Below are 14,373 nucleotides of genomic sequence, written 5' to 3'. Positions count from 1 at the left end.
CACGTCCGAACCGTTTCCCCCGATCCCGCCGCGCGGTGATCAACGAGCTATTACCGTGAACGGCGACGATCTACGCGAAACGCAGCGACCTGTTGCTCGGACCCGGACGAGGGGCGCGGATGGGCTCTCAAGCGGAGCACGAGGGAATCGACACCACGACGGCCAGTACGGCACGCGTGTACGACTACCTGCTGGGAGGCAAGGACCACTACGCGATCGACCGCGAGTTCGCCGAACGGCTGGCGGAGCGGTGCCCCGAGCTGAATTTCAACTGGGAGGTCCGGCAGAACCGGGGCTTCATGGTGCGGGCCATCCGGCACCTGGCGGCCAACGCGGGGATGCGGCAGTTCCTCGACATCGGCACGGGGCTGCCGACGCAGGAGAACGCGCACCAGGTGGCGCAGGCCGTCGCGCCCGACGCCCGGGTCGTCTACGTGGACAACGACCCGATCGTCCTCGCGCACGCCCGCGCCCTGCTGACGAGCACGCCGGAGGGCGTCACCCGCTACATCGACCGGGATCTACGCGACCCGGACGCCATCCTGGAAGACGCCGCCCAGGTGCTGGACTTCTCCAAGCCGGTCGTGCTCTCCCTCATCGCGGTGCTGCACTTCGTCTCCGACCCGGAGCCGGTCCTGGAACGGTTGCGCGCCGCGCTGGCGCCCGGCAGCCACCTGGTCATCAGCCACGGCGTCCACCGTCCGGAGTTCGAGCCGATCGCGGAGACCTACCAGCGCGTGATGCGGCTGGAGGACGCGGCGCTGCGGCCCTACGCGCGCATCCAGGCGATGTTCGGCGGACCGGACTGGGAGATCCTCGACCCCGGCCTGGTGCCGGTGGCCGTGTGGCGGCCGGACGAGCCCACGCTGGTCGACCCGGCGAGCGGCGTCTTCATCGGCGGGATCTCGCGCAAGGTCGGCTGACCCGGCCGGATGTGGACAAGACGACGCCCCCCGGACGGGCCGGGGGGCGTCGGAACGCCGGTCAGTAGCTCGGCAGGCTCGGGTCGATCTGGTTCACCCACGCGACGATGCCGCCGCCGACGTGGACCGCGTCGCCGAAGCCCGCGCCCTTCACCACGGCCAGCGCCTCCGCCGAGCGGACGCCCGACTTGCAGTGCAGGACGATCTTCTTGTCCTGCGGCAGCAGCGCCAGCGCCGAGCCGTTCAGGAACTCGCCCTTCGGGATGAGCGTCGCCCCCGGGATGGAGACGATCTCGTACTCGTTGGGCTCGCGGACGTCCACGAGGAAGATGTCCTCGCCCCGGTCCTGGAGCGCCTTGAGCTCGTGGACGGAGATCGTGGAGTCCTTGACGGCCTCCGCGGCCTCGTCGGAGACCGCGCCGCAGAACGCCTCGTAGTCCTCCAGCAGCTCGGTCTGCGTGGGGTTCTTGCCGCACAGCGGGCACTCGGGGTCCTTGCGGACCTTCACCGAGCGGTACGTCATCTCCAGGGCGTCGTAGATCATCAGGCGGCCGACCAGCGGCTCGCCGATGCCCGTCAGGAGCTTGATCGCCTCGTTGGTCTGGATGGAGCCGATCGACGCGCACAGCACGCCGAGGACGCCGCCCTCCGCGCAGGACGGGACCATGCCGGGCGGCGGCGGCTCGGGGTAGAGGCAGCGGTAGCACGGCCCGTGCTCGGCCCAGAACACCGACGCCTGGCCGTCGAACCGGTAGATGGAGCCCCACACGTACGGCTTGCCGAGCAGCACGGCGGCGTCGTTCACCATGTAGCGGGTGGCGAAGTTGTCGGTGCCGTCGAGGATCAGGTCGTACTGACCGAAGATGTCCATGATGTTGTCGCGGTCCAGCGCGGTGTTGTGGACCACGACGTCGATCAGGGGGTTGATCTCGCGGACGGTCGCGGCGGCGGACTCCACCTTCGGCTGCCCCAGCGAGGACTGCCGGTGGATGATCTGCCGCTGCAGGTTGGACTCGTCCACCACGTCGAAGTCGATGACGCCGAGGGTGCCGACGCCCGCCGCGGCGAGGTACATCAGCGCGGGGGAGCCGAGGCCGCCGGCGCCGACGCACAGGACCCTGGCGTTCTTCAGTCGCTTCTGCCCGGACATGCCGACGTCGGGGATGATCAGATGTCGCGAGTAACGGTTGACCTCGTCGCGGGTGAGCTCCGCTGCGGGCTCGACCAGAGGTGGCAACGACACGGTGGCTGCTCCTGTGCTGACGCTCGTGGGGCGTGTGGGGGACGGACGACTGTGTCCGGTCACTGTCCTGTCACCGCACAACCCTGCCATGCGGCCCCGCATTCCCGAACCCCGGCCACCGGCCGTGAACGCGCACGTCAGCCGCGCCGCGCGCATGGAACGCCCGCGAGCGGGAAGCACGCCGTCCCGAGCGAAGGAGCGACATGCGATTCACCAGGCGGAAACGACGCCCCGCGACGCTGCGCGAGACCCGCGCCCGGATGCGGACGGCCCAGGCCGAGACGGACCTGCTCGCCACCGAGGTGCGCATCAAGGAGGAGGCCGCGCGCATCCGACGCGCGCTGCGCGCCCGCTGACCCTGCCGGGAAAGGGCGGGATGGTGGGTAATCTTGGCTGCTGTGGCGTTCCAGCCCCCGTCCCCCCAGCCCCCCGGCCGCCCGCCCGGCGCCCCGTGGCCGCCGCCGCTCGCGCCGCTGCGGCCGCTCCCGCCGCGCGAGCCGCGCCGGCTCGGCCTGACCGCCCGGCAGTGGGCGGGCGCGGCGTTCACGCTGGCGTGCTGCCTGCTCGCGCTGACGGCCGTCGCGGCCGTCGCCGGGTGGCAGACGCTGCACCGGCCGCCGACGTTCGCGGAGATGGAGCGCGCGGCGGACGCGGAGGTCGCGCGCCGCTGGTCCGCGTGGCCCGCCGACCGCGTCTTCCCCGCCGAGATCGCCTACCGGCCGGACGACGAGGGCCGCACCGCGACCGCGCGCCGCATCGGCATCGCCCCCGACACGGCCTGCGCCGACGCCGTGGACCCGGCCATCGCCGGAATCCTGACCGACAACGGCTGCCGCGCCGCGCTGCGCGCCACGTACGCCGACGAGCTGGGCGGCGTCGTCACGACGGTCGCGGTCGTCGCGTTCCCGGACGCGTTCGGCGCGGACCGGGCGCTGAAGGCGCTGCCCGCCCCCGCGTCCAACGAGGGCGTCAAGGAGATCGGCCCGGCGGTGCGCGCGGCGGCGTTCCCCGGCACCGCGTCCGCGCTGTTCACCGACGCGGCCCGGCTGAACCGCAGCCAGACCCGGAAGGGGCCGTACGTGGTGCTGACCGCGTCGGGGATGTTCGACGGGCGTCCGGTGCGGGCGCTGACGGCCGAACTGCCCGGCCACCCGTTCGTGGTCGCGCCGCAGCTCGGGTCCGCCATCGCGCGCGATCTGGGGGAGCGGCCGCTGCCGAACTGCCGGGACGGGGAGTGGAAGTGCTGAAAGCTCTCCGGGTCGCGGCGGCCCTCGGGATCGCCGCCGGCTGCGCGGTGCTGCCGCAGCCGCCCGCGTCCGCCGACGACATCCGCGCGCGGCAGTCGGGGTTCCTGCGCGTCATCGAGGCCGAGAAGGCGTGGCGGACGACGCGCGGCGCGGGCGTCACGGTCGCCGTCGTGGACAGCGGCGTGGACGCGAACCAGGCCGATCTTCGCGGATCGGTCACCACCGGCCCGAACATGATCAAGAAGATCGACGGCTCCGCGACGCCGAAACGCCTGCACGGCACCGGCATGGCGTCGATCATCGCGGGCCACGGGCACGGCGCGGGCAACGCCTCCGGCGTCATCGGGCTCGCGCCGCAGGCCAAGATCCTCGCCGTCCGCTCGATCGCCGAGCCGGAGGACACCGGGTACCCGCGCTACAAGACGTCCGAGGACGCCCGCGAGTCCGTCGCGGACGGCATCCGCTACGCCGCCGACCACGGCGCGGACGTGATCAACCTCTCGCTCGGCAACTACGACCCCGACCCCGGCGACCGGTCGGCCATCGCCTACGCCGTGCAGAAGAACGTCGTGGTCGTCTCGGCCGTGGGCAACGACGGGACGAAGCAGTCCAAGCTGGACGAGAACGGGTTCGCGCCCTACTCCTATCCCGCGTCGTTCTTCGGCGTCATCGGCGTCACCGCGACGACGCCCGGCGGCGCGCACGCCCCGTTCGCCAACAAGAACTACTCGGCCGTCGTCGCCGCGCCCGGCGTCGGCCTCGCGGTCGCCGGGCCGGGCAGCAGCTACTACATCAGCGACGGGACGAGCGACGCGAGCGCCGTCGTGTCCGGCATCGCCGCGCTGATCCGCGCGCGGCACCGGGGGCTCGCCCCCGCCGTCGTCGCGCAGGCGATCCTCACGAGCGCGCAGGGCGGCGGGTACTCCCCGGAACTCGGCAACGGCCAGGTCGGCGCGGCGCGCGCCCTCGCAGCGGCCGACCGGCTCGCCGGGGCGGGCGCGCAGACGGGCCTCGCGGCGGGCAGGCGCTTCGGTTCCGGCGACGCGGGGCCGGTCACCGTCATCCACCGCCCGGTGTGGATGCGCCCGCTCATCGTCGTCGTGCTCGTCGCGGGGATCGGCGGGGCCGCCGTCGGGCTCTGCGTCGCCGTCGCCCTGCTCCGGCGCGCCCGTGCCACCGGACCGTGAGGTTCGCTACGCTCCGGTCGTGTCGCGCGCCGAGATCCCCGCTCCGCACCTGGAGCGCCCGCCGGACGAGCCGGAGCCGCGGCGCGGGATGCGCGGCGCGCTCGTCGCGGCGGCCGCGGTCGGCTGCGCGGCCGTCCTCGCGCTGTCGGCGGCGCGGCTCACCGCCGAGCTGACCCGCGACCCGACGCCCGCCGAACTCGCCGCCGCCCGCACCGCCGAGGTCGCCAACCGGTACCGGACGTGGCCCGCCGGGCGGATCTTCCCCGCGTCGCTGCGCTACACGCTCCAGGGCTCGGCCGGGACCGCGCGCCGGCTCGGCGTCGACACCGGGACCGCGTGCCCCTCGGGCGTGGACACGGCCCTCGCCGACACGCTCGCGAGCCTCGGCTGCCGTGCCGTGCTGCGCGCCACGTACCTCGACGGGCAGCGCGCGCTCGCGATCACGGTCGGCGTCGTCGTGCTGCCGGACGCGGGGTCCGCCGCGCGCGCCGCCAAGTCGTTCAAGGTCAAGCGCGGCGTGCGGGCGCTGGCGTTCCCCGGCTCGTACGCGGCCCGGTTCGACGACGCGGCCCGGCAGACCGCGGCCGTCCGCACCGGCGGGCCCTACGTCGTCGCCGCGACCCTCGGGTACGCGGACGGGCGGCGGCGCGGCAGGAACCCGCAGCCCGACCTCCCGCCGCTCGCGGCGCAGCTCGCGGCGGGTGTCCTCGCACCCCTCGCCGCCCCCGCCGCCGTCGACTGCGCCGCCCGGGAGTGGTCGTGCTGACGCCCGCCGCCCGCGCCGGGCGGGAGCGGGCGTGTTGAGGCGCGTCGGGGCCGTTCTGGCGGCCGGCGCGCTCGCCGTCGTCCCGGTCGGGCCCGCGCCCGCGCGCGCCGACCAGGTCCGCGCCGCGATGGCACCCGTCCTGGCCGCCCTCGACGTCCCGCGCGCGTGGGAGCTGAGCCGGGGCGCGGGCGTCACCGTCGCCGTCCTGGACTCCGGTGTGGACGAGAACCAGGCCGACCTCGCCGGCAGCGTCGAGCAGGGCCCCGACTACACGGCGGGCGCGAACCCGCCGGGCGTCCTGCCGCGCCGCGTCCACGGCACCAGCATGGCCTCGATCATCGCCGGGCACGGCCACGGGATCGGCGGCGCGGACGGGGTGCTGGGCGTCGCGCCGCAGGCCCGGCTGCTGGCGGTGCGCGTCATCCTGGAGCGCGACGAGCCGGGGTTCGCCGAGTTCACCCGCGACCCGCGCTTCGAGGGCGCCATCGCGTCCGGCATCCGGTACGCGGTGGACCACGGCGCGGACGTCATCAACCTGTCGCTGGGCCGCTCGTACCCGACGAAGGCCGAACGCGCCGCCGTCGCGTACGCGCTGGCGCGCGACGTCGTGGTGGTCGCGGCGGCGGGCAACAGCGGCGCGGACCCCGCCGCGCCGGGAGCGAAGGCCGCGGACGGCGGCGGGTTCACCTACCCGGCGTCGTTCCCCGGCGTCATCTCCGTCGCGGCCGTGGACTCGGCCGGGCGGCACGCGGGGTTCTCCAACAAGAACACGGCCGTCGCGGTGTCCGCGCCCGGCGTCCAGATCATCGGCGCGGGGCCGGGCGGCCAGTACTGGATCGGCGACGGCACGAGCCCCGCGACCGCGTTCGTGTCCGGGATCGCCGCGCTGATCCGCGCGCGGCATCCGGGGCTCGCGCCCGCGCTCGTCGAACAGGCCCTCACGACCGGCGCGCAGCACCGGCCCGCCCGGGGCTACGACGCGTCGGTCGGGTTCGGGCGGGTGGACGCGCGCGCGGCGCTCGCCGCCGCCGACGCGCTCGCGGGGAACCGCGACGCCGGGCTCGGCCTCGACCCGGCGAGGCGGTTCGCGGACGGGCGGGCGCGGCCGGTCGAGGTCGTCCACCGCTCGGGCGCGGTCGTCGCGGCGACGTCCGCCGGGTGCGTGCTCGCCGCCGTCGTGATGTTCGCGGCCGTGCAGGATCTGCTCCGCCGCCGGCGGCTCCGATGAGCGACAATCCGGGCATGGACGACTACGCCGAAGCCGTGCTGGACGCCGTCGAGCGCATCCCGCCGGGCCGCGTCATGGCCTACGGCGACGTCGCCGAACTGGTCGGCGGGGGCGGCCCGCGCCAGGTCGGCCGCGTCATGTCGCTGTACGGCGGCGGCGTCCCGTGGTGGCGCGTGCTGCGCGCGGACGGCAGTCCGCCGACCGGCCACGAGGCCCGCGCGCTCGCCCGGTACCGTGCGGAGGGCACGCCGCTGCGCCCGGACGGCCGCCGCGTCGACATGCGGCGCGCGCGGTTCACCGGCGACTTCCCGGGGGACAATCCCAAATAAACCGGGCGAAGGAGGTACGTGTTTCCTGCTCGTAACGCGCCGGGCACCTGCCCCGAACAAACGTTTCGTACGTTCCTCCCGTGAAGACCGCTGACCTGCTGGAGGACCCCGACCTCGCGCTCCGGCCGCTCGCCTGCGCCGCCGCGCTGGACCGGCCCGTCCGCCAGGTGTTCGTCACCGACCTGCCCGACCCCAGCCGCTACCTCGACGGCGGCGAGCTCGTCCTCACCGGGCTCATGTGGCGGCGCGGGCCGTACGACTCGGTGCCGTTCGTCGCGTCGCTGGCCGCGCGGCGCGTCGCGGCGCTCGGCGCGGGCGAGGCCGCCGCGCCCGTCCCCGACGACCTGGTGGCCGCCTGCGAGCGCTACGGCGTCCCGCTCGTCGCCGTGCCCGCCGAGACGACGCTGTCGCGCGTCATGGCGATCGTCGTCCGGCGGCTCGACGCCGAGACCGGCGACCCCGGCGCGGCCGTCCCCGCCTCGCACGCCGCGCTGCTCGCCCGGCTGCCCGCCGAGGCGCGGCGCGGATTCCGGCAGCAGGTCCTCGGCGCGATCACCGCCTACGACCGCCGCTACCGCAGCGACCTGCTCGGCACGCTGACGCAGTTCCTCGCCTGCTCCGGGTCCTGGACGGCGTGCGCGCGGCGGCTGAACCTGCACGTCAACACGCTGCGGTACCGCATCCGGCGGATCGAGGAGCTGACCGGCCGCGACCTGTCGTCCCTCGAAGACCGGGTGGACCTCCTGCTGGCCCTGCGAGCCTGACCACGGGCCTGACCCGGCGCGGGACGGTCTCAAGTGTCGCGATCATCTGCTGAAATCGTTTCTTGTGTCGGGAGGGTCCTATCGTCTCGTGCGCCGCGCCGGTCCCGTCCGGGCCGCGGCGCCCCAGCTCGATGAGCGGCAGCGGCGCGTCGTCGAGCACGGCGGCGGGCCGCTGCTCGTGCTGGCCGGGCCGGGGACGGGCAAGACCACCACGATCGTCGAAGCCGTCGTCGACCGCATCGAGAACCGCGGAACCGACCCCGAGCGCGTGCTCGTCCTCACGTTCAGCCGCAAGGCGGCGGGCGAGCTGCGCGAGCGCATCACCGGCCGCCTGCGCCGCACCACGCGCACCCCGCTCGCGCTGACGTTCCACAGCTACGCCTACGCGCTGCTGCGCCGCGACGCGATTCAGAACGAGGAAGAACCGCCGCGCCTGCTGTCCGGCCCCGAGCAACTGCTGGAGGTCCGGCGGCTGCTGGAGGGCGAGCGCGCGGACGGCGCGGCGGGCTGGCCCGCCGACCTCCACGAGACGCTGGGCACGCGCGGCTTCGCCGAGGAACTGCGCGACTTCATGCTCCGCGCCGCCGAACGCGGCGTCCACCCCGAGCGGCTGGACGAGCTGGGGCGGCTGGCGGGCCGCCCGGAGTGGTGCTCGATCGCCGGGTTCATGGAGCGGTACGCGGCGCGGTTCGACCTCGATCCCGTCCCGACGTACGACTACGGGCAGCTCATCCAGCTCGCGGCGGGCACGCTCGCCGAGGAGACCGCGCTGGTCCGCGAGCGCGACGCCTACGACGCGGTGTTCGTCGACGAGTACCAGGACACCGACCCCGCGCAGGAGGAACTGCTGCACCGGCTGGCGGGGGAGGGCCGCGACCTCGTCGTCGTCGGCGACCCGGACCAGTCGATCTACGGGTTCCGGGGCGCGGACGTGCGCGGCATCCAGGAGTTCCCCGACCGCTTCCGCACGTTCGACGGCCGTCCCGCGCCGGTCGTCGCGCTGCGGACGTGCCGCCGGATGGGACCGGCGATCCTGGCCGCGTCCCGCCGCGTCGCGGACCGCCTGCCCGCCGCCGCCGGAAGCGCCGAGCACCGGGCGCTCCTGCACCCGCCGGAAGCGGAGGAAGGCGAGGTCCACGCCGTCGTCGCGGACTCCGCGAGCCAGGAGGCCGCGCTGATCGCGGACGAGCTGCGCCGCGCCCACCTGCTCGACGGCGTCCCGTGGTCGCGGATGGCGGTGCTCGTGCGCAGCGCGGCCAACCAGGTCCCGGCGCTGCGCCGCGCGCTGGGCCAGGCGGGCGTCCCGGTCGTCGTCACCGGCGACGACGTGCCGCTGATGGCCGAACCCGCCGTCCGCCCGTTCCTGCAACTGCTGCGCGCCGCGCTGAAGAAGGGCCACCTGGACGGCGAGGTCGCCGAGGACCTGCTGACGGGCCCGCTCGGCGGCGCGGACGCGCTCGCGATGCGCCGCCTCAAACGCGCGCTGCGCGACCTGGAGGAGATCGCGGGCAAGAACCGTCCGCTCGGGGACCTGCTCGTCGCGGCCGTCAGCGACGCGGGGGAGCTGGCGCTCGTCCACGAGAAGGTCCGCGCGCCCGCCGAGCGGGTCGCGCACCTGATCGCGGTGGCGCGCGGCGCGGCCGAGCGCGGCGGGTCCGCCGAGGACGTCCTGTGGGACGTGTGGCGCGAGAGCGGCCGCGCCGACGCGCTGCTGGAGCAGAGCGTGCGGGGCGGCGGCCGGGGCGCGTCCGCCGACCGCGACCTCGACGCCGTCGTCGCCCTGTTCGACCACGCCGCCCGGTTCGTGGACCGCCTCCCGCACGCCGGTCCCGAGCTGTTCGTGGACGACATCGCCGCGCAGGAGATCGCGGGCGACACCCTCGCCGAGCGCGCCCCCGACGGCGAGGCCGTCCGCATCCTCACCGCGCACCGCTCCAAGGGCCTGGAGTGGGACGTCGTGGTCGTCGCGGGCGTCCAGGAGGGCGCGTGGCCCGACCTGCGGCTGCGCGGCTCGCTGCTCGGCATCGAGGAGCTGGTCGAGTACGCGGCGGGCGCGGAGGTGCTGGGCGAGGGCGTCGCGGGGCCGTCGATGGCGGCGAAGATGCTGCACGAGGAGCGGCGGCTGTTCTACGTCGCGGCGACGCGCGCGCGGCGGCGGCTGGTGGTGACGGCGGTCGGCGGCGACGCGGCCGAGGACCGCCCGTCCCGCTTCCTGAACGAGCTGGTGCCGGGCGCGCTGGAGCAGTCCCAGTTGGACGAGAAGACGCGCTGGCTGTCGCTGCCCGCGCTCGTCGCGGACCTGCGCTCGGTCGTCGCGGACCCGGCGCGTCCCCCCGCGCTGCGCCGCGCCGCCGCCGGGCACCTGGCGCGGCTCGCGCGCGCCGGGGTGCGGGGCGCGCGGCCCGACCAGTGGTACGCGATCACGGCGCTGTCGGACCCGGGCCCGGCGTTCGCGGAGGACGAGGCCGTCCAGGTGTCGCCGTCGCAGGTGGAGACGTTCACCACGTGCGGGCTGCGCTGGCTGCTGACGTCGGCGGTCGGCGCGCAGGAGGGCGGCCCGGACGAGTACAGCACGATGGGCAAGGTCGTCCACGCCATCGCGGAGATGGCGGGCACCGACGACGGCGTGAGCGAGGTGGACGTCGCGCGCCGCCTCGACGAGATCTGGAACGACCTCGACTTCCGCGGCGGCTGGTACTCGGCGAAACAGCGCGCGCAGGCGGCCGAGATGGTCGACAAGTTCCTGTCCTGGCACCGCGACAACCCCAACGAGGTCGTGGCGCTGGAGGAGTCGTTCCGCGTCGACCTCGGCCGCGTCGTCATCAAGGGCCGCATCGACCGGGCCGAACGGGACGCGCAGGGCCGCGCCGTCATCATCGACGTGAAGACGTCCGGGTCGGCGGTGAAGAAGACCGAGCTGGACCGGCATCCGCAGCTCGGCGTTTACCAGTACGCGGTGATGCTGGGCGCGTTCGAGCGGCACGGGCTGATCGAGCCGGGCGGCGCGAAGCTCGTCCAGGTCGGGAAGGGCTCGCTGACGCGCAAGGCCCGCGAGCAGGAGCAGCGCCCGCTCGCCGAGGACCCCGACCCGGACTGGCCGAAGAAGCTCGTGGAGATCGTCGCGTCCGGGATGGCCAGCGAGGTCTTCAAGGCCCGCGCGAACGAGAAGTGTCGGAGCTGCCCGGTACGGTCCTGCTGTCCGGTGCAGGACGAGGGGAAACGGGTCGGCCCATGATCTCACCGGCCGAGCTGGCGCGGCTGCTCGGCGTGCCCGAGCCGACGGCCGAGCAGGCGGCGGTGATCGAGGCGCCGCTGGCGCCGATGGCCGTCGTCGCGGGCGCGGGGTCGGGCAAGAGCGAGACGATGGCGGCGCGCGTGGTGTGGCTCGTCGCCAACGGGTTCGTCCGCCCGGAACGCGTCCTCGGGCTGACGTTCACCCGCAAGGCCGCCGCCGAGCTGGCCGCGCGCGTCCGCAAGCGGCTCGACACGCTGCTGGCGGCGCTGCCGCCCGACGAGCTGGACCGCCTCGGCGGCGACGACCTGCGCAACGGCGAGCCGATGGTGTCGACGTACCACGCGTACGCGGCGCGGCTGTTCGGCGACCACGCGCTGCGCGAGGCGCTGGAGCCGACGATGCGGCTGATCTCCCCGGCGGTCGCGTGGCAGCTCTGCTCGCGGGTGGTGGACGCCTACGACGGGCCGATGGACGACGTGGACTGGACGCCCGACACCGTCACCAAGGCCGTCATGGACCTGTCCGGCGACCTCGCGGAGCACCTGCGCGAGCCCGACGACGTCCGGCGCGTCGGGGACTGGCTGCGCGAGCGGTTCGCGGCGCTGCCCAAACCGCTCGCCGCGCACCGCGACATCCTCGCCCGGCAGGCCGTGCGGGAGCGGCTGCTGCCGCTCGTCGACGCGTACCGGCGGGCCAAGCGCGGCCGGGAGGTCATGGACCACGGCGACCAGATGGCCCTCGCCGCGCGGATCGCGGCGCGGCATCCCGAGGTCGGGATGATCGAGCGGTCCCGGTTCTCGGTGGTGCTGCTGGACGAGTACCAGGACACCAGCCAGGCGCAGCTCGTCCTGCTGCGGTCGCTGTTCGCCGGGGGCCACCCGGTGACGGCCGTCGGCGACCCGTGCCAGTCGATCTACGGGTGGCGGGGCGCGAGCGCGGGGAACCTGCTGCGGTTCCCGCACGACTTCCCGCGCCGCCCGGCGATCGAGGGGCCGCGCGGGCGGGCCGCCGAGCCCGCGCCCGTCCGGCAGCTCAGCCGCAGCTTCCGCAACGGCGAGCGGGTGCTGGCCGCCGCCGCGCGCGTGCAGGCCGAGCTGCGCGCCGACACGCGGGACGTGCCGGTGCTGGTGCCGGGCGCGGGGCGGGAGGGGCGCGGGCGGGTCGAGTGCGCGCTGTTCGAGACGGTCGAGGACGAGGCGGAGCGGATCGCGGCGCGGATCGTCGCGCTGCACGGGGCGGAGCCGGGCGTCGCGCCGGACGGCGGCCCGGCGGACGAGCCGCCGCGCTGGTCCGACATCGCCGTCCTGGCCCGCAAGCGCGCGCAGTTCCCGCTGCTGCGGGCCGCGCTGGAGAACCGGGGCGTCCCGGTGGAGGTCGTCGGGCTCGGCGGGCTGCTGACCGTCCCGGAGGTGCAGGACGTCGTCGCGACGCTGCGCGTCATGCACGACCCGGCGGCGGGCGCGTCGCTGGCGCGGCTGCTGACCGGGCCGCGCTGGCGGCTCGGGCCGCGCGACCTGGTGGCGCTCGGCCGCCGCGCGCGGGAGCTGGCGCGGGACGCGGCGCGCGACATCGAGCGGCCGCAGGACGCGCCCGCGGCGGCGGACGAGCCGTCCGGCGACGATCCGCTGCGGCGGCTCGTCACCGAGCTGAACCAGGAGACCGGCAGCCTCGTGGACGCCTTGGACGACCTCGGCGAACCGGCCGCGTTCTCGCCCGAGGGCTACGGGCGGCTGCGCCGTCTGCGCGACGAGCTGCGGCACCTGCGCGCCCAGGCCGGGCTCGCGCTGCCCGACCTGGTGGCGGAGGTCGAACGCGCCCTCGGCCTGGACATCGAGGTCGCGGCCCGCACCGGACTTGACCCCGTCACCGCGCGCGCCGACCTCGACGCGTTCACCGACGCGGCCGCCGCGTTCGCGGGCGACGCCGAGGACGCGACGCTCGGCGCGTTCCTCGCCTACCTCAAGGCCGCCGAGTCCGAGGAGTTCGGGCTCGCGGCGGGCCGCGCGGGCGAGACCGACAGCGTGAAGCTGCTGACCGTCCACGCGTCCAAGGGCCTGGAGTGGCCGGTCGTGGTCGTGCCGGGCCTGGCGTACGCGCCGCGCAAGGACGGCGGCCCCGCGAACGGGTCGGTGTTCCCGTCGCCGCCGCAGAACGCCACCCGGTGGACGGCGAACGCGCGCGTCCTGCCGTTCCCGCTGCGCGGCGACCGCGCCGACCTGCCGCCGCTGCGCGGGCTGGACAAGGCCGACCTGGAGGCGTTCGACGCGGCCTGCGCCGAACGCGACCTGCGCGAGGAGCGGCGGCTGGCGTACGTCGCGGTGACGCGCGCGTCGAGCCTGCTCATCGCGACCGGCTACCGGTGGGGGCGGACGGGCCGCGCGCTCGAACCGTCGCCGTTCCTGGAGGAGGTCCGCGCGGTGTGCCTCGACGAGGGCGCGGGCACCGTCGCCGCCTGGGCCCCGCCGCCCGAAGAGGGCGCGACGAACCCGCTGCTGGAGCGCGGCGAGGAGGGCGCCTGGCCGCCGCCGCCCGACACCGGCCCCCGGCACGCCGCGACCGTCGAGGCCGCCCGGATGGTCGAGGACGCGATCCGCGGCCGCACCCGCCCGTGGGCGGGCGACGGCCTCGCCGAACCCGACCGGCTGCGGATGACCGCGTGGGCGCGCGACGTCGAACTGCTGCTCGCCGAGCGCGACCGGGGCCGCGCGGGCGACGGCCTCCAGGTCGAGCTGCCCGCGCATCTGACGGTGTCGTCGCTGGTCGCGCTCGCGGAGGACCCCGGGGCGCTGGCCCGGCAGATCCGCCGCCCGATGCCGCGCCCGCCCGCGCCGTACGCGCGGCGGGGCACGGCGTTCCACGCCTGGCTGGAGACCCGCTGGGGGCAGCAGCGCCTGCTCGACCTGGACGAGCTGCCCGGCGCGACCGACGAGGACGCCGCGCCCGACTCCGACGTCGACCTGCTGCGCGCCCGGTTCGAGGAATCGGAGTGGGCGTCGCGCGAACCCGTCGACGTCGAGGTCCCGTTCGAGACGATGATCGGGGACCGGCTGGTCCGGGGGCGGATGGACGCGGTGTTCCGGTCGGCGGACGGCCGGTACGAGGTCGTGGACTGGAAGACCGGCGCGCTGCCCTCCGGCGCGGCGGCCGCGCACGCGTCGGTGCAGCTCGCGGCGTACCGGCTGGCGTGGGCGCAGCTCGCGGGGGCGCCGCTGGAGGACGTCAGCGCGGCGTTCCACTACGTTCGGGCTAACCGGACGATCCGCCCGTCCGATCTGCTGGACGAGGCGGGGCTGGCCGCGCTGCTGGAGGCCGTCCCGGCGACCTGACCCGCTGTCAACCGCGTCCGCGCGTCGAAAACACCATTTCCGGGCGGGGCGTTTGTCAATCGCCTCGCTGTCGCCGCGCGGGCGTTCCTGGTTCCCTTGTCGCTCGTCGGAAATACGTCGGGAAA

The 14,373-nt window shown here is 75.5% G+C and carries 10 protein-coding genes and 2 pseudogenes; 11 read left to right on the top strand and 1 reads right to left on the bottom strand.

Going from position 1 to position 14,373, the window contains the following annotated elements; translation table 11 throughout:
• The first annotated feature begins 119 nt into the window (after positions 1 to 119).
• On the top strand, positions 120 to 923 hold the full coding sequence (locus G339_RS0129620; RefSeq protein WP_033324749.1) for an SAM-dependent methyltransferase: 804 nt from the start codon (positions 120 to 122) through the stop codon (positions 921 to 923).
• A gap of 61 nt (positions 924 to 984) precedes the next feature.
• Here G339_RS0129620 and moeZ read toward each other — a convergent pair whose 3' ends face one another.
• Positions 985 to 2,166 carry an adenylyltransferase/sulfurtransferase MoeZ gene (gene moeZ / locus G339_RS0129615; protein ID WP_026341892.1) on the bottom strand — a complete coding sequence of 394 codons (1,182 nt, stop codon included), beginning with the start codon at positions 2,164 to 2,166 and terminating at the stop codon, positions 985 to 987.
• A 203-nt stretch (positions 2,167 to 2,369) separates the two neighbouring features.
• Between moeZ and G339_RS39590 the strand changes: the two genes are divergently transcribed.
• The 10 genes and pseudogenes from G339_RS39590 (at position 2,370) to G339_RS0129570 (ending at position 14,248) form a co-directional block, all read left to right on the top strand.
• A complete protein-coding gene (locus tag G339_RS39590; protein ID WP_019634688.1) occupies positions 2,370 to 2,522 on the top strand; it encodes a hypothetical protein in 153 nt (50 codons plus the stop codon).
• 42 nt (positions 2,523 to 2,564) lie between these two features.
• Positions 2,565 to 3,413, top strand: coding sequence for a hypothetical protein (locus tag G339_RS40715; RefSeq protein WP_019634687.1), 849 nt, complete (start codon positions 2,565 to 2,567; stop codon positions 3,411 to 3,413).
• Positions 3,407 to 4,600, top strand: a complete 1,194-nt coding sequence (locus G339_RS40710; RefSeq protein WP_019634686.1) for a S8 family serine peptidase — start codon at positions 3,407 to 3,409, stop codon at positions 4,598 to 4,600. Before G339_RS40715 ends, G339_RS40710 begins: the two co-directional genes overlap by 7 nt.
• Positions 4,601 to 4,619: 19 nt before the next feature.
• Positions 4,620 to 5,366 (top strand): hypothetical protein, encoded by a 747-nt coding sequence (locus G339_RS0129595; protein ID WP_019634685.1) that lies wholly within the window; start codon positions 4,620 to 4,622, stop codon positions 5,364 to 5,366.
• A gap of 31 nt (positions 5,367 to 5,397) precedes the next feature.
• Positions 5,398 to 6,594, top strand: coding sequence for a S8 family serine peptidase (locus G339_RS0129590; protein ID WP_019634684.1), 1,197 nt, complete (start codon positions 5,398 to 5,400; stop codon positions 6,592 to 6,594).
• A 14-nt stretch (positions 6,595 to 6,608) separates the two neighbouring features.
• Entirely contained in the window at positions 6,609 to 6,923 is a 315-nt protein-coding gene (locus G339_RS0129585) for an MGMT family protein (RefSeq protein ID WP_019634683.1), read from the top strand.
• 80 nt (positions 6,924 to 7,003) lie between these two features.
• A pseudogene (locus tag G339_RS41165) lies at positions 7,004 to 7,348 on the top strand (PucR family transcriptional regulator ligand-binding domain-containing protein); the annotation flags it as partial.
• A 54-nt stretch (positions 7,349 to 7,402) separates the two neighbouring features.
• A pseudogene (locus G339_RS41160) lies at positions 7,403 to 7,687 on the top strand (PucR family transcriptional regulator); the annotation flags it as partial.
• Positions 7,688 to 7,775: 88 nt separating this feature from the next.
• Positions 7,776 to 10,922, top strand: a complete 3,147-nt coding sequence (locus G339_RS0129575) for an ATP-dependent helicase (RefSeq protein WP_019634682.1) — start codon at positions 7,776 to 7,778, stop codon at positions 10,920 to 10,922.
• Positions 10,919 to 14,248: an ATP-dependent helicase gene (locus G339_RS0129570; protein ID WP_019634681.1), complete on the top strand. Its 3,330-nt coding sequence runs from the start codon at positions 10,919 to 10,921 to the stop codon at positions 14,246 to 14,248. Before G339_RS0129575 ends, G339_RS0129570 begins: the two co-directional genes overlap by 4 nt.
• Positions 14,249 to 14,373: the final 125 nt, after the last annotated feature.

It is taken from the genome of Actinomadura atramentaria DSM 43919, assembly GCF_000381885.1.
GTDB classification, from domain to species: Bacteria; Actinomycetota; Actinomycetes; order Streptosporangiales; family Streptosporangiaceae; genus Spirillospora; species Spirillospora atramentaria.
Note: the sequence above shows the minus strand (reverse complement) of the source record. Positions and strands in the feature narration are given on the sequence as shown.

Excerpts from the sequence above, each read along its gene's own strand:
- G339_RS0129620 (WP_033324749.1), top strand. The coding sequence starts at position 120 with ATGGGCTCTCAAGCGGAGCACGAGGGAATCGACACCACGACGGCCAGT.
- G339_RS39590 (WP_019634688.1), top strand. The coding sequence starts at position 2,370 with ATGCGATTCACCAGGCGGAAACGACGCCCCGCGACGCTGCGCGAGACC.
- G339_RS0129585 (WP_019634683.1), top strand. The coding sequence starts at position 6,609 with ATGGACGACTACGCCGAAGCCGTGCTGGACGCCGTCGAGCGCATCCCG.
- G339_RS0129570 (WP_019634681.1), top strand. The coding sequence starts at position 10,919 with ATGATCTCACCGGCCGAGCTGGCGCGGCTGCTCGGCGTGCCCGAGCCG.